This window comes from Pseudomonas sp. IT-P44 (assembly GCF_949768225.1).
Classification (GTDB): domain Bacteria; phylum Pseudomonadota; class Gammaproteobacteria; order Pseudomonadales; family Pseudomonadaceae; genus Aquipseudomonas; species Aquipseudomonas migulae.
On the sequence record NZ_CATKQM010000057.1, the window covers coordinates 167,283 to 184,555 of the forward strand.

Sequence of the window (17,273 nt, forward strand, 5' to 3'; positions counted from 1 at the left end):
GTTCAGGAATAGGGACGCAGTTTACTGGCAGTTTGACCGCAACGCGATGGGATCGATCCACGGACGCAAAGGATGTTTTGCGAACATGCTCAGTCTACCGATTCCAGGCGCAAGGCATCGCCGAGCAGGCTCAGTGCAGCGGCCAGATCATGATCACCGCCAAAGCTATGACTGAGGCGCAAGTGTTGCGTGTGCAGGCCCTGCAAACTGAACAGCTCGCCCGGCGCAATCACCACCTGATGCTTGAGCAGGCGCTGAAACACCCGCCGCACATCAACCTGACGCAGGGAGCGCACCCAAATCGTTGCCCCACCCTGAGGCTCGACAAAATGCAAGGCATCGCCCAGGCGCTCCTGCAACAACTGCGTCATCTGCACCTTGCGGTCCTTGAGCAACCTGCGCAGCACATGAAGGTGCTGGTCGATCCGTCCGTTACCGTACAAACGGGCGATGGCTTTCTGGCGAATCGGCGACAGGCGAAAGGCACGCAGTAAAAAGTGCCGCTGCAATTCGGCGCTGAAATGCCGTGACAACAGAAAGCCGTAGGGCGCTTCCGGGCCGATGATTTTCTCGAACGTGGAAAACACGATCAGCCGGTCAGGGTCGAGCAGATCACGAAACCGCAAGCCGCCCGGTTCGAATTCGAGTTCGCCGTAGCAATCGTTTTCCAGCACCCAGCTGCCATGCCGTTCGAGGAGCTGCGCAATAGCTCGTCGGTTGTCGTCATCTGCGAGGCTGCCTTGCGGCATGTTCAAAGCGGATGACAGCACGACCAACCGCACCGGGTAGGTCTCCAGCAGCTTCTTGAGCTGTTCGACGTCTAGCCCGCCATCGGTTTGCAGCGGCAATTCGATCACCTGGACATCGGCGGCCTGGAGCAAGCGCAGAATCGCCCAGTCACACGGAGACTCAAGGACCACCGCAGCGTCTTTGAGGCTCAACACGGCGATCAGTATTTCCAGGACACCGCGCAAGTCGGCGCCAATGTAAACGTCATCGGCATGCCAGCAGCGTACCGGCGTTGTGGTGTAACGCGCGGCCAGGGCGGTACGCAGTTCCAGTTCGCCACAGGGCTGCGAAGGCGGTTGCGGCTGGCGCGGATACTGGCGCAGCAGTTCCCGTTCCAGCAGCAATAACGGACTGTCGAGGGGCTGCAACAATGCCGGTTCGTCGGCGCTCAACACCAGCATGCCCGGGCACCTGGCACTGAAATAAACGCTTTCGAGCAGGTCATTGCCATTGCCGGGCGCATTGATGGCGGACACCGGCAACGCGTAATAGCCGGATTTGGCGACCGAATACACGCGCCCTTCTTTCTCCAGCAACGAATACGCGTACTGAATCGTCGAGATCGACACGCTCAAACGATCCGCCAACTGACGCAACGACGGCAGGCGCACGCGCGTGTCGCTGACTGGCTCATTGATCAGGTGCGTCAGGTATCGGTACACCGCCTGATAAGCAAAGTCAGTCTCGCGTGGTCCTTTCAATGTCCCGCTGACCCTTCACCCGCCACCGCGGCATCATCGCCAAAGTTGGCGCCTTCCGATGGCAGGTCCACGCCATCAGCATCCGGGTCAGCCACCCTGCCCTCGGCCCCTGGCACCGGCCCCATCCGGTAAAGTGTGCCGAGCAGGCCGACGGGCAGCCCGCTGACGTCGACCATCCATTGCAGAATCTGCTCCGACACCGGATTGCCCTGCATTGCCCGGTGCAAATCAGGCATCGCCACCAGCATTCCGGGATGACACTGACGCAGAAAGCGCTCAAGGGCAGCACCGTTTTCGACAAAGGGTGCGAAGAGCAGGCACACCAGCTGAGCCTCGGTCAAACCGAGGTTTTTTTGCGCCTCGGCCGCGGCCAGCCCACGCTGCTCGGACAGCCTCGCCGGGTTACCGAAGACCGCCACTGCCTGCTCGCACAAACGCTCCGGCAGTCGCTTGCGGCGCATCATCACCAACGCCCGTTGCAAGTATTCGGCGACACCCGCCTCATAGCTGCGACCGTGCACAAAGCACGCTTGCAGCCCTCGCACGTGTGCGGATATCGAAAGGCTGACGAATTCGTTGTCGCTGATCTGAGCCGCCAGTTCGTCAGGTTGAAAACCGAGAAATTCGGTGAGCAGCGGCCAGCGCTCTTCGAGGTTGCTGACCAGCATGTCTTGAATGTCGATGAACGTGGTACGGCGACAGGCCTCGAAGCGCTCGGCCGGCCGCCATGCCGCCTGCCCCTTTTCGGCATAAAACGCGCGATAGCAGTCACTGCCGATCTCATCGAGCAAGGCGAACAGTTCATCGAAGCCTGTTTCAACCGGACTTGAGGTCTTGAGCCCGGCCTTGGCCGCCGCCCGCTTCAAGCCTTCGAGAAACTGCTTTTGCTGACGTGACGTGTCACTGCTGACCAAGGCATCGACGCCACCGTCCCAACGCGCGATCTGCCCATAGAACTCGCCGGTCGCCAGATAGCCGTCGTCCCACAGATCGATTGGCCCGTTCCAGGTTCGACGGTGGCCCACCATCAGCACATTGAGCCGATTGGCTTCTCGACCGGCATCGGAGATCGGTGCCGGGTGGCTGAACGGCAACACTTCGCGGTTATCCACCATCAGCACTTCGACCCGTGGATCGTCGTAGAGAAACAACGAACTGTAGCTGCGATGGATGTTTTCCTGGGCCATCGAGCTGGCACCGTTCATTCGCAGGGAGGCCACGCGCAACTGGAACGTGGCTGGCGCCCGACCGGCAATGCTCAGTTGTGCGGCGCGCAGCAGCGCCAGGGTGTAGCAACTGTCCCGCGAGCCGGACTGGATCGCCAGCACCTTGTAATCGCCAATGCGCTCCATGCCCCCCGCGGCGACCACCAGACGCTGGATCATCAGTTGCAATGCCGTGCGTTCGGCCCGAGAGAAAAAACTCAGCAAGCGTTGCAGCATTTGCTGATAGACATAGTTCATCGCCTGATCATGGATATGGGTCATCTTTATTTACCTGATGCTCGTAAGTTCAGTACTGCATAAACAGCGATATGCGCTGCACAGCGGATTGTCTGACATGGATGAAGTGCTGGACATCATTGTCAAAGGCTAGCACTTATACTTTTGGTAATTATTTGAAATAGTTGATCGCCGACGCTGCATGCGCCGAAGCCGGATGGCGCAAAAGCCCCGTACCACCGGCATCTGGCGACTTAACAGAACATCCTAGGAAATGTCCGACAACGTCCCACATATAGGTAGTACAAGAAATAAAGATAGAAGCCGCACATGTCTTTTTGAAAGCTGCGCAAAGAATTACTGTTGGTCGGATATCTATTAACAATGTGCGTTGAAAAGTATCAGCCTGACACCCAGACATGACTCATTCCTTGAGATGAAAGTAATCATTCAATTATCAAGGCTTAGATGCTGATTAGAAGATACAGATCGAGAGCAAAAACCAGTTCAGTTGCTGAACTGACCCATCGACAGATCGATGAGACGTCTCAATGTTTTGCGAGGGGCAATAAAAAAGTCCGTGCAGGCACGGACTTTTTCAGGGGCTGTTACGCAGGTTCGACCTGAAGGGCGACCCGCTCGCGGCATGGGCATTCATCCATGTAGCGGTGTGCTTCGACAAACTCGGAAAACGGGAAGACCCGAGTCTTGAGCGGCAGCAGTACACGATCGGCGGTCATCTGGTTGATGTCGCGCAAGGCTCGTTGCAGTGCAACCTGATCCTGAATGATGCCCAACTCCGGCTTGCCGGTGAAATTGCCGATGCAGTGTACAAAGAACTGAATGTTCTTCTGGAACGCTGCGCAGGCCGGGAATGGCGTCTGGTTACCCCCTTGCAGGCCATACAGCACCAGGCTGCCGCGAGGCGCGAGCACATCGCCGAGCAGCGACATCTGCGGGCCGCCCAGGCCATCGAACACCACATCGACACCGCGGTTATCGGTGATCTTGTTGATCCGCATGAGCAGATCTTCTTCCTCGGTGACGATGACTTTCTCGGCACCCAGCGACAGCAGGTATTCACGCTCTTCGGCCGTTTTCGTGGCGGCAATCACCCGTACACCCAAGGCTTTACCCAATTGGACGAATGAAGGCCCGGCGCAGTGGCTCGCGTCAGTCACCAGGGCAAATTGCCCAGGCTTGACCCGTGCCAGATCGGCATAACCAAAGTAAGCAATCAACAGCGGCGTGTAATGCACCGCCGCTTCAATCGGGCTCAGCACGTCCGGATAACGGGTCAGTGCCGAGCGCGGCAGAACGATTTGCTCGCCATAGACGGGATAGTCGTTCGGACTTTCAGCCGGGAAACTGGCGACCTTGTCGCCAACTGCCAGGTCATCGACGCCATCGCCAACCGCCGTCACGACGCCGGACATTTCATGACCAAGGCCTGAAGGCAAGCGAGCATGGGAGGACGCCAGGTTCTGGCGCCAGAGTATGTCGTACCAGCTGATGCCAATCGCCTCGACGCGCACCTGCACTTCGCCCGGTGCAGGGAGAGCGGCCGCATGCTCTTCGCATTTGAGCACCTCGGCTGGACCAAACTTGTGAAAACGGATCGTGCGGGACATCGCAAACCTCGTCAAAGAAACCTCTAATGCCCTGAACTCTATCTGGGCTTTCTACCCAAGACTATCAGTGGCTATTAATAGTCGACATGCCTGTCATTGATTCCGCAGCGCCGGCGACATCTTCAAATGTCGTAAGAAACCGAAGCAGCCTTTGTAGGAAAACTGAATTACTCGGTGCAGAGTAGCAGCCTTTCCCCGTAATATTCATGCCGGCCATTGTTCTCATATGGCTGCTCCCGTCAAGCTTGATGACTCTGCCAGGACTCCAGATGAATCGTAATGACCTGCGTCGTGTCGACCTGAACCTGTTGATCGTTTTCGAAACACTGATGCACGAACGCAGTGTGACCCGCGCTGCGGAGAAATTGTTCCTCGGCCAGCCGGCGATCAGTGCGGCGCTCTCGCGCCTGCGCGGGCTGTTCGATGATCCATTGTTCGTGCGAACCGGGCGCAGCATGGAACCGTCCGCGCGGGCGGTGGAGATCTTCGCCCTGCTCTCCCCGGCCCTGGATTCGATTTCCACGGCTGTCAGCCGCGCAGCAGAGTTCGACCCGGCGACCAGTACGGCGGTGTTCCGCATCGGCCTGTCGGACGATGTCGAGTTCGCGTTGCTGCCAATGCTGCTCAAGCGCCTGCGCGCCGAATCGCCCGGGATTGTGCTGGTGGTGCGGCGGGCCAACTACATCCTGATGCCGAGCCTGCTGGCCTCGGGCGAGATTTCAATCGGCGTCAGCTACACCGCCGACCTGCCGGCCAACGCCAAGCGTAAAGTGCTGCGCCGCAGCATGCCCAAACTGTTGCGTGCCGATACAGTGCCGGGCCCGTTGAGCCTGGATGATTTCTGCGCCCGCCCCCATGCGCTGGTGTCGTTCGCCGGTGACTTGAGCGGCTTTATAGATGAAGAGCTGGAAAAGCTCGGGCGCAAACGTCACGTGGTACTCGCGGTGCCGCAGTTCAACGGGCTCAGCACGCTCCTCAGCGGGACGGATATCGTCGCGACGGTGCCGGATTACACGGCTGACGCGTTGACGGCAGCAGGCGGTGTGCGGGCGGAAGATCCGCCGTTGCCGGTGCGCAGTTTTGAATTGCACATGGCGTGGCGTGGCTCGCAGGACAATGATCCGGGTGAGCGCTGGTTAAGGTCGCGGATTCAGATGTTCTTCGGGGATCCGGATAGTCTGGCCTGATTCTGATCTTCTGTTGGCGCCGATGGCCTCTTCGCGGGCAAGCCTCGCTCCTACAGGAGTATGCGATCAACTGTAGGAGCGAGGCTTGCCCGCGAAGGGAGCAACTCGGTCTCACGCCGATTCCTTGCATTCCCCGCAACACAGAATTGCCGTCAAACACATTGATCGCGTTCCAACCCGAGGTGCATGCTAGAGGGCTCGCCCGGCGCTTATATCATTCCGAATGATAGTTACCTTCGCTTCATTCGATTCGTGCGATACCACCCCCGCCGAGCATCATCCGCCCATCTCAATACATTGGCGGATGCATCCATGGAACAGTCACTCAAACATTTGCGCTTCCCGTTGGCCCTGCTGGCCGTAGTGGTGATGAGCGCTTGCGGCAAGGCTCCGGAGTCTGCCGCGACCATGCCTGCGGCGAAAGTCAGTGTCGCCAAGGTGCTGGAACAACCGGTCAATGAGTGGGACGAATTCACCGGGCGCCTTGAAGCGCCGGAAACGGTAGAGATTCGTCCACGGGTCTCCGGTCAGATCGATGACGTTGCCTTCACCGAAGGCGCGCTGGTCAAGAAAGGCGACTTGCTGTTCCAGATCGATCCGCGTCCCTTCCAGGCCGAAGTCCGCCGTCTCGAAGCGCTGGTCGCTCAGTCGCGCGCCAATGCGACCCGCAGCGAAAACGAAGCCCAGCGCGGTGAGCGTCTGCGTACCAGCAACGCGATTTCCGCCGAGCTGGCCGATTCGCGCACGAGTGCCGCACAAGAAGCCCGCGCTGCAGTCGGTGCCCTTCAGGCACAACTGGACCTGGCGAAACTGAACCTGAGCTTCACCCGCGTCACCGCACCGATCAGCGGCCGTGTCAGCCGTGCCGAAATCACCGCCGGCAACCTGGTGACCGCCGATACCACTGCGCTGACCAGCGTCGTGTCTACCGACAAGGTCTACGCCTACTTCGACGCTGACGAGCGTGTGTTCCTCAAATACACCCAACTCGCTCGCCAGGGCAAACGTGGTGCAACCACTCCCGTTTACCTCGGCCTGTCCAACGAAGACGGCAACCCGCACCAGGGCGTGATGAACTTCGTCGACAACCAGGTCAACCCGAAAACCGGCACCATCCGTGGCCGCGCCGTGTTCGACAACAGCGACGGCGCTTACACCCCGGGCCTTTATGCGCGTCTGAAACTGGTCGGCAGCGGCACCTACTCCGCCGTTTTGATCAACGATGAAGCGGTCGGTACCGACCTCGGTAAAAAGTTCGTGCTGGTGATGGATGCCGACAACAAAACCGCCTACCGCGCGGTCGAGCTGGGTCCGAAAATCGAAGGGCTGCGCATCGTGCGCAACGGCCTGAACAAGGACGACACGATCATCGTCAAGGGCCTGCAACGGGTACGTCCCGGTTCGCCAGTCACCCCTGAAGTGATCCCGATGGCCAGCGAGCAAACCCTCGCGGCACTCGCACAACAACGACAAGCGCTGGAAGCCAGCAACCTGCCCCAAGTCGCACCTGCCAAGGTCGCGCCGGGTTCGGTTGTGAAACTGGCTGCTGCAACCCCACGCGGTTAAGGGATAACGACTCCGATGAATTTTTCCCAATTCTTCATTTCAAGGCCGATCTTTGCAGCGGTGCTGTCGCTGCTGATCCTGATCGCCGGTGCCATCTCGCTGTTCCAGTTGCCGATCAGCGAATACCCGGAAGTCGTGCCGCCGACCGTTGTGGTCCGTGCCAACTTCCCGGGCGCCAACCCAAAAGTCATCGGTGAAACCGTGGCCGCTCCTCTGGAGCAAGCCATCACCGGCGTCGAGAACATGTTGTACATGTCCTCGCAGTCCACCGCTGACGGCAAGATCACCCTGACCATCACCTTCGCGCTGGGCACCGACCTGGACAACGCCCAGGTGCAGGTGCAGAACCGCGTGACCCGGACCGAGCCGAAACTTCCAGAAGAAGTGACGCGCATTGGTATCACCGTGGACAAGGCATCGCCCGACCTGACCATGGTCGTGCACTTGACCTCGCCGGACAAACGCTACGACATGCTCTACCTGTCCAACTACGCCTTGCTCAACATCAAGGATGAGCTGGCGCGTCTGGGCGGTGTCGGTGATGTGCAGCTGTTTGGTATGGGCGACTACTCGCTGCGGGTATGGCTCGATCCGAACAAGACCGCTTCGCGCAATCTGACCGCGACCGATGTCGTAACCGCGATCCGCGAACAAAACCGTCAAGTCGCTGCCGGTGCCTTGGGTGCCCCGCCTGCGCCGAATGCCACCGCGTTCCAGCTGTCGGTCAACACTCAGGGTCGTCTGGTTTCCGAAGAAGAGTTCGAGAACATCATCATTCGCTCCGGCGACAACGGTGAAATCACCCGTCTGAAAGACATCGCGCGCGTCGAGCTGGGTTCCAGCCAATACGCCCTGCGTTCCTTGCTGAACAACCAGCCGGCGGTGGCGATCCCGATCTTCCAGCGTCCAGGTTCCAACGCGATCGAAATCTCCAACGAAGTGCGCGACAAGATGGCGGAGCTGAAGAAGAGCTTCCCGGAAGGCATGGATTTCAGCATCGTTTATGACCCGACGATCTTCGTGCGCGGTTCCATCGAAGCGGTGGTACACACCCTCTTCGAAGCACTGATCCTCGTGGTTCTGGTCGTGATCCTGTTCCTGCAAACCTGGCGTGCCTCGATCATTCCGTTGGTGGCGGTTCCGGTTTCGCTGATCGGTACGTTTGCAGTGATGCACTTGTTCGGCTTCTCGCTGAACGCCTTGTCATTGTTCGGCCTGGTATTGGCCATCGGTATCGTGGTGGACGACGCCATCGTGGTGGTGGAAAACGTCGAGCGAAACATCGGACTCGGGCTGACGCCGGTCGAAGCGACCAAGCGCGCTATGCGTGAAGTAACGGGCCCGATCATCGCCACGGCGCTGGTGCTGTGTGCGGTGTTTATCCCGGCGGCGTTTATCTCCGGGTTGACCGGGCAGTTCTACAAACAGTTCGCCCTGACTATCGCGATCTCGACAGTGATCTCGGCCTTCAACTCGCTGACCCTGTCGCCGGCACTGGCCGCCGTGTTGCTCAAAAGCCACGACGCGCCGAAAGACCGTTTCTCCAAGGTGCTGGACAAGATCTTCGGTGGCTGGCTGTTCCGTCCGTTCAACCGCTTCTTTGACAAAGCCAGCCACAGTTATGTCGGCACCGTCGGCCGGGTTATCCGCAGCAGCGGTATTGCCCTGCTGTTGTATGCAGGCTTGATGGTACTGACGTTCTTCGGTTTCTCCAGTACCCCGACCGGTTTCGTACCTGGCCAGGACAAGCAATACCTGGTGGCCTTCGCGCAATTGCCGGACGCATCGAGTCTGGACCGTACCGAAGACGTGATCAAACGCATGTCCGACCTGGCCCTGAAACAGCCTGGTGTAGAAAGTGCGGTAGCGTTCCCGGGCCTGTCCATCAACGGCTTCACCAACAGCCCTAACGCCGGCATCGTGTTCGTGACCCTGAAACCGTTCGACGAGCGTAAAGACCCGAGCATGTCCGCCGGTGCGATTGCCGGTGCATTGAACGGCCAGTTCGCCGGGATTCAGGAAGCCTACATGGCGATCTTCCCGCCGCCGCCGGTACAAGGCCTTGGCACCATCGGTGGTTTCCGCCTGCAGATCGAAGACCGGGGCAACCTGGGCTACGACGAGCTGTACAAAGAAACCATGAACATCATCACCAAGAGCCACGGTGTGCCGGAACTGGCAGGCCTGTTCACCAGCTACACGGTGAACGTGCCGCAAGTCGATGCTGCCATCGACCGGGAAAAAGCCAAGACTCACGGCGTGGCCGTCAGCGACATCTTCGACACCCTGCAGATTTACCTGGGTTCGCTGTATGCCAACGACTTCAACCGCTTCGGTCGTACCTATCAGGTCAACGTCCAGGCCGAGCAGCAGTTCCGCCTCGAACCGGACCAGATCGGTCAGCTGAAAGTGCGTAACAACAAAGGCGAGATGATCCCGCTGGCGACCTTTATCAAGGTCAGCGACACCTCGGGCCCGGACCGCGTGATGCACTACAACGGCTTCATCACCGCTGAAATCAACGGTGCGGCAGCCCCAGGCTACAGCTCCGGCCAGGCCGAAAAAGCCATCGAGAAATTGCTCAAGGAAGAACTTCCGAACGGCATGACCTACGAATGGACCGACCTGACCTACCAGCAGATTCTGTCCGGCAACACCGCACTGTTCGTGTTCCCGCTCTGCGTATTGCTGGCGTTCCTGGTACTCGCGGCGCAGTACGAAAGCTGGAGCCTGCCACTGGCGGTAATCCTGATCGTACCGATGACCCTGCTGTCGGCCATCACCGGTGTGATTGCTTCGGGAGGCGACAACAACATCTTCACTCAGATCGGCTTGATCGTACTGGTGGGACTTGCCTGCAAGAACGCGATTCTGATCGTCGAGTTTGCCAAGGACAAACAGGAAGAAGGCATGAACCCGCTGGCTGCGGTGCTTGAAGCTTGCCGCCTGCGTCTGCGGCCGATCCTGATGACCTCCTTCGCGTTCATCATGGGTGTGGTGCCACTGGTGTTCTCCAGCGGTGCTGGTGCCGAAATGCGTCACGCCATGGGTGTGGCCGTGTTCTCCGGGATGCTCGGGGTGACCTTCTTCGGTCTGTTGCTGACGCCAGTGTTCTACGTGTTGATTCGTAACTTTGTGGAGCGCGGTGAACAACGCAAAGCGGCCAAGGCCCTGAAACTGGAGGCGCAACAATGAGCCTGAAAGCCTTCCTGCCGAGCCTGCTGGTACTGGCCCTGAGTGCCTGTGCCGTCGGCCCGGACTACAAGACCCCGGCCACCGAACCGGCGAACATCACCACCGCTACCGATGGCGCTGCCGGTCAGAAAAACTTCGACCGCTCGCGTTTCGAAGGCATCTGGTGGCAGCAGTTTGAAGACCCGACCCTCAACCAGTTGGTGACGCAATCGCTGCAAGGCAACCGTGACTTGCGCGTCGCCTTCGCTCGCTGGAAGGCGGCCCGGGCGATCCGCGATGACGTCAGCAATGACGCCATGCCGACCATCACCAGCCGCGTCAGCAGTGATCTGGGCAAAGGCCAGATTCCGGGCGAGACCACCAAACGGGTCAATAGCGAACGCTATGACCTGGGTCTGGACATGGCCTGGGAACTGGACCTGTTTGGTCGCATCCAGCGCAACCTGGAATCCAGCGACGCCGAACAGCAAGCGGCCGAAGCGGATCTGTACCAACTGCAAGTCACCATGATTGCCGAACTGGTGGACGCCTACGGTCAGCTGCGCGGTGCGCAACTGCGGGAAAAAATCGCCCTGGCCAACCTGAACAACCAGCAGGAGTCGCGCAAGATCACCGAAAGCCTGCGCGATGCCGGCGTCGGTGATCAGCTCGATGTGGTCCGCGCCGACGCACGCCTGGCGTCTGTCGAAGCCAGCGTGCCGCAATTGCAGGCCGAACAGGTTCGGCAGAAAAACCGTATCGCCACCTTGTTGGGTGAACGTCCGGACAAACTGACCGTTGACTTGAGCCCGAAAGACTTGCCGGCGATTGCCAAGGCACTGCCGATCGGTAATCCGGGCGAACTGCTGCAACGTCGCCCGGACGTTCTCAGCGCCGAGCGCAAACTGGCTTCGGCCACGGCGCGTATCGGTGTGGCCAAGGCGGACCTGTTCCCGCGGGTCAGCCTCAGCGGCTTCCTCGGCTGGACCGCCGGACGTGGTTCGCAGATCGGTTCCTCGGCGGCCAACGCCTGGGCGCTGGGCCCAAGTATCACTTGGGCGGCGTTTGACCTGGGCAGTGTTCGAGCCCGTATCCGCGGTGCCGACGCGGATGCCGAAGGCGCCTTGGCGACCTACGAGCAACAAGTGCTGCTGGCCCTGGAAGAATCGGAAAACGCCTTCAGTGATTACGGCAAACGCCAGCAACGCCTGATTTCGCTGATTCGTCAGAGTGAATCAAGCCGCGCGGCAGCCGACCTCGCTGAAATTCGCTACCGCGAAGGCACGGCGGACTTCCTTGTCCTGCTCGATGCCCAACGCGAACGTCTAGCGGCGGAAGACACTCAGGCCCAGGCCGAAGTCGATCTTTATCGCGGCATCGTCGCGATCTACAAGGCTCTGGGTGGCGGTTGGCAACCAGAGACGGTCGCCAGCAAGTAACACGTTATAGAGCTCTTTTGGCTGGTCGCAACCAACCACTTTTTTAGCCCTGCGCCTCATTCGGTCGCGGGGCTTTTTTTGGGGGGGCTTAAGGATTACTTCATTTTCAGCCTCAACACAGTCCATTGTAGGAGCCGGCTTGCTGGCGATGGTCTCAAGTGCGCCGCAGTGAAACAATCCGTACGCATTATCGTTAACGACCATCGCCAGCAAGCCGGCTCCTACGGGGGATCAGGGGTGATTTTGGGAGGTGCGGGTTTCCTGCACGGTCACAGTGGCCGTTGTCCCCGCACGCAGTTTGTCCTTGCCGGCATAGTCAGCGTCGATTTTTATCCGCACCGGCACCCGTTGCGCCAGTTTGACCCAGGTGTAACTGGGGTTGATGTTGGCCAGCAGGCGGCCGCCGGGCAGGTTCTCGCGGTCGGCGATGGCGAAGGCAATGCTTTGCACCGTGCCGCCGAAGGTTTCGCCGCTCATCAATTCGATCCTGACCCGATCACCCTCCCCGATTCTCGGCAGCTTGGTTTCTTCGAAATAACCGCTGACATAAAACGAATCGCTGTCCACCAACGCCAACAATGCGCCCCCGGCCGCGGCATAGTCGCCCTGTCGGGTCAGCAGGTTGGTGACGTAACCGCTGACGGGCGCTTCGACCCGGGTACGCTGCAAATCCAGTTCCGCCTGGGTCAAGGCCGCGACGGCCAATTGCACATTGGCCTGCGCCAGCCCCAGGTTGGCCTGGTTACGCAGCAACTCGGCCTGTGCTACCGCCACCTCTGTGCTGGACTTTTCCCATTCTTCGCCCGAAATCGCGAAGCGTTGCTTGAGCGTGCGCCGCCGGCGCTCTTCACTCTGACGCTGGCGCAGCAGCGCTTCGCTGGCGACAATCGCTGCTTCGGATTGGCCGAGAGTGGCCTTCGAAACCTCCACCGAACGCTTGGCATGCTCCACTGCGAGGACGTAGCGAGCCGGGTCGATCTCCAGCAGTAACTGGCCCTTGTCGACATGCTGATTGTCCTGAACCCTCAACGTGACAATGCGCCCCGAGACATCGGCGGACAAGGTCACCACATCAGCCCGCACCCGTGCATCGCGAGTCCAGGGGGCGCGGGTGTAATGCTCCCAGGCGAACCAGCCGAGCACAAAGGCCAGCAGCACCACCGCCACTGTTGTGAGCCGGGCAAGGATCTTCTTCAAGGCATCAGGCTCCCATCACCAGAATCAGCGTCGCGCAAACGCAGGCGTACAACGCACCTTCAAACAAGGCTTCGTGCCAGACGAACCGCAACACACCGAGACGGCGCAAGGTCCAGTCCAGTAGCAGGAAAATCGGCAAGGCCAGCAACAGCGCCTGCGCGATCGGCGGCAAATAGACGCCGCCTACTTCCAGGTCAATGGGCAAGGATGGGGTCTCCTTCCTGTTCGGCGGGTTGAAACCAGGCGCGATATCGCTCCAGAAACGACACCACAATCAATAGCGCCACGCGCATCCTGAAGACCGACCACAGGTGTTCATGAACGTCCAGATGCAAATCGTCCATTTCATCACCCAGGACATGCAGGTTCTCCAGCAACCGTTCAAGGTCGATCCCGGCGCGCCCGGCAATCAATCGCCCTGTCTCGCGGACCGCCGCCAGCAAACGGTTCAATTGATCGGTACTGAGCAACGTGTTGTCTTGCGCCTGTTGCCTGAGCTGATTCAACGCCACGCCCAGTGCCATGCACCCGAGGCTGACTTCAAACAGGTCTCTGGAATGCTTGTCACTGATCGCCGGCAACAACCCCAACATCATGGTCAGGCGGTCGACCATGCGGCTTTCAAACGCAAATTGTTGCTCGTCGGTGGCCGGGGTCTTCAGCAAAGCGTAGACCTGCTGGCAGTTCTCATTGAACAGCCGACGCATCCGCAAAACGGGTCGGAACGGGAAGATCAACGCATAGACACTGAGTGCAAGTGCGGTGGCACTGATATAGGCACCGGCAAACTCGAACCACTGAATCGCGGTGTTTTGCCCGACGCCGACGTTTTGCGGGCCCAGCAACAGCATCGTCGTCAATCCGAGGCCGATGCCGGTGCCCGTGGTTGGCGGGCTCGACAGCCCCACCGCGACGGCATACAGCAACGGAGCGAGCAGCAAGGCCAGCAGCTCGAAGCCATTGATCATCGGAATCAGCAAGAACAGATAGAGCGCCGACACCACCAACGACAGACCCAACCCCCTGGCAAAGCTTTGGCTGGCCAGTAATGGCCGAGGGAAAGTCGCCATCAGCGAACAGAGAATCCCCACCACAATCATCCCGCCCCGAGCCCCGTCCCAACCGGCATCGATCCAGATGAACCCGGCCACCACCAATGCAGTAAAGGCGCGGATTGCGTTCATTGCCGCCAGCGTATAGTCCAGATGCAACGGATTCTCCTGGCCGCGGAATACGCTACTGGCCGCCCGCTCTTCCTGGATTGCGTCACTCAGTTCCAGCATCTGTCCCAGTTGCTCCAGCATCCGGGCCTGCTCCCAACGCAGTGCCCAGGCCAGGGAGCGCAACGTGGCAGGCATCGTCTCGGTGAGTTGTTCAGCCTTGTAGGCCTGATCATCGAAACGCTGTTGCAGCGCCGCGAAATGGTGCCGCGCCTCGCTCGACAGCGAGCGCCCTTGCAGGGCCAGTTGATCGAGGAAGGCCAGCTCTTCGGCGCGCAAACGCTGGATTTCCTCGGGTAATGCCCCTTGCCAACGCTCGGTCAGCAGTTCTCGCTGGTGACGCAGCGCCGTCAGGCGCGAGGTCAGCAACACGAGCTGATTGCCCAGTAACTGCACGAGACCATTGGCGCTGCGTAACCGTGGCGCGTCGAAATACAAATGCCTGCGCACACCTTCAAGCGCACTGATTTCCCCCAGCAGTTGCATCTGCCGACGGTGAAAGTCAGCCTCGCTTTCTTCGGTACGAATGACCGCCGCGGCATGGGTGGCCAGCAGCTTGATGACTTGATCGATTTTGGCGAAATAGTCCCGGGCCACGGTTTCCGGGCGCGCGGTGAGCAGGCTGACCACACACACGCAGGCCACCGCCAACAAGGTTTCGGTGACGCGGGTCACGGCCAACAGGAACGTGCCGTCCTGATCAGGTACTGCCAGCAGTGCCACGACCACCGCCGTGTAGCCGCTCAAGACAAATGCCTGGGAACTGGTGTAGCGCAACAAGGTGCCGCCGGCGGTACACAACGCCAGCCACAAGGCCAGGGTCACGATGAAAGGCAACGGCGCCTGGGGAAAAATGGCCATGATCACCACCGCGACGACGGCCCCGAGTGTGGTGCCGATGACCTGACCGAAACTGCGGGCCAGGGCCATTCCGCCCAATGGTTGACTGACGATGACCACCGCCATGATCGACCACTTGGGTTGGTCGAGGTCGAACAGGAACGCCAGGTACAGCGTCAACAGCCCGGCCGCAATGGTTCTCAAGGCGAACAACACCACCCCTGGGCCAGGGTTGAATATTGCCTTGAAGTATTGAAGCAGCGGTTGCATGGGAACGCTCATCGGGTCATCTCCAGCAAGCGTAGTCACTGCTTCGGCGGCTCGACAGGGTTTCAGTGTCGACAGCACTTGTAGGAAAAATACTGACTATTCGCCGCGCAATGGCCTCAGGGTTTGACTCACAGCCCGGCCTGACCGAAGCTGGCAACCTTGCAAAAGCTTGCCTGCTACCGGATTCCTGCATGCCCCAGTCCCGCCGTTACCTGATCATCAGCCTCTGTGTCCTGTTTGCCATCGGCCTTGCGTGGCTGTTGCTGCGCAGTACAACGCCCGTGGTGCCGGAGGCGATCAAGCGCGGTTTCAGCGAAGCGCTGGCCCAGGCGCGGGCCGGGCAACCGGGCGCAGCGCGGGTTTTGTACCAGCAATTGGGGCGCCCTGACATTTCGCCCAAACGCCGTGTCTGGCTGCATGCCGAACTGCCCAATTATCCCAGCCCGCTCGCCCTGAAACTGGCAGACGCAGACCTGCAACACCCGGCCGTCGAGGTGCGCATCGCTGCGATCAAAAGCATCAGCGGTTTAGTCCCCAGCGGGCAGCGCAGCCTGCTGTTGGGCCCGTTGCTCGATGACAGCGAACAAAGCGTGCGGTTTGCCGCCGTGAACGCATTGCTGGGACTGTCGCCGGACGACCTTGGTTTGTACTTTGGGCCGTTGCAGCAGGCGATCGACGCGTGGGAGCAAGTGCTCACGAGTGCGCCCGACAGCGCGGACAACCAGTACCAATTGGCCCGGCTGCATCTGCACAACGGCGAATTCAAGGCGGCGCAACAGGCGCTGGAGAACACGTTGCGCCTTGCACCTGACAATCTGCCTGCACTGGTGATGCAGATCGAGGTGCTGGACAAACAGGGCCAAGGCGAAGCCGCCCGGCTGCTATTGGCCAAACAATTGAAGGCTCAACCCGATTCCGCCTACCTGCAACATGCCCTGGGGCTCTGGTTGCTGCATCACGGGCAAAGTGAGTTCGCCCTGCTCGGCCTGTCCAAAGCCGTGGAGCTGGAACCGGACAACAAGGATTACCGCTACGACCTCGCCACCACGCTGCATGGCGAACAAGAGCTGGAAGCGGCGCAGAAACAGTTGCAGGAAATCGTCCAGCGCCATCCGGCCGACCGCAAGGCACGGGTGTTGTTGATCAACTACTGGAAAGAAAGCGGGCAACTGCAAAACGTGCAGATTCTGTTGGCGCAACTCGAACAGCTCAATCCGGATGATCCCGCCCTGCAGCAAGGGCTTTGAATCATCGCTGATCTTGTGGTCGCCATCGCCAGCAAGCTGGCTCCTACAGGATCGGGGCAACACGACGCAGCATTGTAGGAGCGAGGCTCGCCCGCGAAGAACGATAACGCGCAGTGTCAGAACTTACGCCATCGCCGGCAAGCCGGCTCCTACAGGTTCCGGGACAACCTGTCGAGCCATACTCAGGACAGCATGTCCTGCATTATTTCCTGCAACACATCCAGATCAAACGGCTTACCCAGAATCGGCGCCGTGCGCGTGATCGGACTGTCGGTCTCGCGGATTTCCTGCGGGTAGCCGCTGATGAAAATCACCTTGAGCTCCGGTCGCAGTTTCACGGCAGGTTCGGCGATCTGCACGCCGGAGATCCCGCCCGGCAGGCGGAAGTCGGTGATCATCATGTCCAGATGCGGCTTGCTCGCCAGAATCTCGAAGGCCTGCTCGCCGTTTTCGGCCTGCAATACCCGGTAACCCTCACCCGACAGGTAGGCCGACAGCACCATCAGGATCGAAGGGTCATCCTCGACGATCAGTACGACATCTTGTGCATCTTCACTCATGGGTAGCCTT

12 protein-coding genes are annotated in these 17,273 nt (G+C 59.8%); 5 read left to right on the top strand and 7 right to left on the bottom strand.

The window, feature by feature from the left end; genetic code table 11:
• Nucleotides 1–89 precede the first annotated feature (89 nt).
• The 3 genes from ACM6IO_RS24570 to ACM6IO_RS24580 form a co-directional block, all read right to left on the bottom strand.
• Nucleotides 90–1,490 carry a PLP-dependent aminotransferase family protein gene (locus tag ACM6IO_RS24570; RefSeq protein WP_414912406.1) on the bottom strand — a complete coding sequence of 467 codons (1,401 nt, stop codon included), beginning with the start codon at nucleotides 1,488–1,490 and terminating at the stop codon, nucleotides 90–92.
• Nucleotides 1,487–2,977 (bottom strand): hypothetical protein, encoded by a 1,491-nt coding sequence (locus ACM6IO_RS24575; RefSeq protein WP_414912407.1) that lies wholly within the window; start codon nucleotides 2,975–2,977, stop codon nucleotides 1,487–1,489. The genes ACM6IO_RS24570 and ACM6IO_RS24575 overlap by 4 nt, the downstream gene beginning before the upstream one ends.
• A 563-nt stretch (nucleotides 2,978–3,540) precedes the next feature.
• Entirely contained in the window at nucleotides 3,541–4,563 is a 1,023-nt protein-coding gene (locus ACM6IO_RS24580; RefSeq protein ID WP_008044290.1) for a zinc-dependent alcohol dehydrogenase family protein, read from the bottom strand.
• Between the two features lie 269 nt (nucleotides 4,564–4,832).
• Between ACM6IO_RS24580 and ACM6IO_RS24585 the strand changes: the two genes are divergently transcribed.
• The 4 genes from ACM6IO_RS24585 to ACM6IO_RS24600 all read left to right on the top strand — a co-directional run bounded on the left by ACM6IO_RS24585 (nucleotide 4,833) and on the right by ACM6IO_RS24600 (nucleotide 11,929).
• Complete coding sequence (locus tag ACM6IO_RS24585; protein WP_008026287.1) at nucleotides 4,833–5,750, top strand: LysR family transcriptional regulator; 918 nt, start codon at nucleotides 4,833–4,835, stop codon at nucleotides 5,748–5,750.
• 312 nt (nucleotides 5,751–6,062) lie between these two features.
• Complete coding sequence (mexE, locus tag ACM6IO_RS24590; RefSeq protein ID WP_008026285.1) at nucleotides 6,063–7,316, top strand: multidrug efflux RND transporter periplasmic adaptor subunit MexE; 1,254 nt, start codon at nucleotides 6,063–6,065, stop codon at nucleotides 7,314–7,316.
• 15 nt (nucleotides 7,317–7,331) lie between these two features.
• Nucleotides 7,332–10,511 carry an efflux RND transporter permease subunit gene (locus ACM6IO_RS24595; RefSeq protein WP_008026283.1) on the top strand — a complete coding sequence of 1,060 codons (3,180 nt, stop codon included), beginning with the start codon at nucleotides 7,332–7,334 and terminating at the stop codon, nucleotides 10,509–10,511.
• Entirely contained in the window at nucleotides 10,508–11,929 is a 1,422-nt protein-coding gene (locus ACM6IO_RS24600; protein ID WP_207284355.1) for an efflux transporter outer membrane subunit, read from the top strand. The genes ACM6IO_RS24595 and ACM6IO_RS24600 overlap by 4 nt, the downstream gene beginning before the upstream one ends.
• 231 nt (nucleotides 11,930–12,160) lie before the next feature.
• Here the strand turns inward: ACM6IO_RS24600 and ACM6IO_RS24605 are convergent, their stop codons facing one another.
• Genes ACM6IO_RS24605 through ACM6IO_RS24615 form a run of 3 tightly spaced genes read right to left on the bottom strand, consistent with a single transcriptional unit; the run spans nucleotide 12,161 to nucleotide 15,468 of the window.
• Nucleotides 12,161–13,126, bottom strand: coding sequence for a biotin/lipoyl-binding protein (locus tag ACM6IO_RS24605; protein ID WP_414912408.1), 966 nt, complete (start codon nucleotides 13,124–13,126; stop codon nucleotides 12,161–12,163).
• A 4-nt stretch (nucleotides 13,127–13,130) separates the two neighbouring features.
• The gene (locus ACM6IO_RS24610; RefSeq protein ID WP_008026537.1) at nucleotides 13,131–13,331 is read right to left on the bottom strand and encodes a DUF1656 domain-containing protein; all 201 of its coding nucleotides are present in this window, start codon (nucleotides 13,329–13,331) and stop codon (nucleotides 13,131–13,133) included.
• Nucleotides 13,321–15,468, bottom strand: coding sequence for an FUSC family protein (locus tag ACM6IO_RS24615; RefSeq protein ID WP_414912409.1), 2,148 nt, complete (start codon nucleotides 15,466–15,468; stop codon nucleotides 13,321–13,323). Before ACM6IO_RS24615 ends, ACM6IO_RS24610 begins: the two co-directional genes overlap by 11 nt.
• 179 nt (nucleotides 15,469–15,647) lie before the next feature.
• Here ACM6IO_RS24615 and ACM6IO_RS24620 point away from each other — a divergent pair, with 179 nt between their 5' ends.
• Nucleotides 15,648–16,703: a tetratricopeptide repeat protein gene (locus tag ACM6IO_RS24620; RefSeq protein ID WP_414912410.1), complete on the top strand. Its 1,056-nt coding sequence runs from the start codon at nucleotides 15,648–15,650 to the stop codon at nucleotides 16,701–16,703.
• Nucleotides 16,704–16,885: 182 nt separating this feature from the next.
• On the opposite strand, the gene ACM6IO_RS24625 is transcribed toward ACM6IO_RS24620, so the two are convergent.
• A complete protein-coding gene (locus ACM6IO_RS24625) occupies nucleotides 16,886–17,263 on the bottom strand; it encodes a response regulator (RefSeq protein WP_008026542.1) in 378 nt (125 codons plus the stop codon).
• Between the last annotated feature and the right edge of the window lie 10 nt (nucleotides 17,264–17,273).

Coding starts and splice junctions, on each gene's coding strand:
- ACM6IO_RS24575 (WP_414912407.1), bottom strand. CDS start 2,977: ATGACCCATATCCATGATCAGGCGATGAACTATGTCTATCAGCAAATG.
- ACM6IO_RS24580 (WP_008044290.1), bottom strand. CDS start 4,563: ATGTCCCGCACGATCCGTTTTCACAAGTTTGGTCCAGCCGAGGTGCTC.
- ACM6IO_RS24585 (WP_008026287.1), top strand. CDS start 4,833: ATGAATCGTAATGACCTGCGTCGTGTCGACCTGAACCTGTTGATCGTT.
- mexE (WP_008026285.1), top strand. CDS start 6,063: ATGGAACAGTCACTCAAACATTTGCGCTTCCCGTTGGCCCTGCTGGCC.
- ACM6IO_RS24595 (WP_008026283.1), top strand. CDS start 7,332: ATGAATTTTTCCCAATTCTTCATTTCAAGGCCGATCTTTGCAGCGGTG.
- ACM6IO_RS24600 (WP_207284355.1), top strand. CDS start 10,508: ATGAGCCTGAAAGCCTTCCTGCCGAGCCTGCTGGTACTGGCCCTGAGT.
- ACM6IO_RS24615 (WP_414912409.1), bottom strand. CDS start 15,468: ATGAGCGTTCCCATGCAACCGCTGCTTCAATACTTCAAGGCAATATTC.
- ACM6IO_RS24620 (WP_414912410.1), top strand. CDS start 15,648: ATGCCCCAGTCCCGCCGTTACCTGATCATCAGCCTCTGTGTCCTGTTT.
- ACM6IO_RS24625 (WP_008026542.1), bottom strand. CDS start 17,263: ATGAGTGAAGATGCACAAGATGTCGTACTGATCGTCGAGGATGACCCT.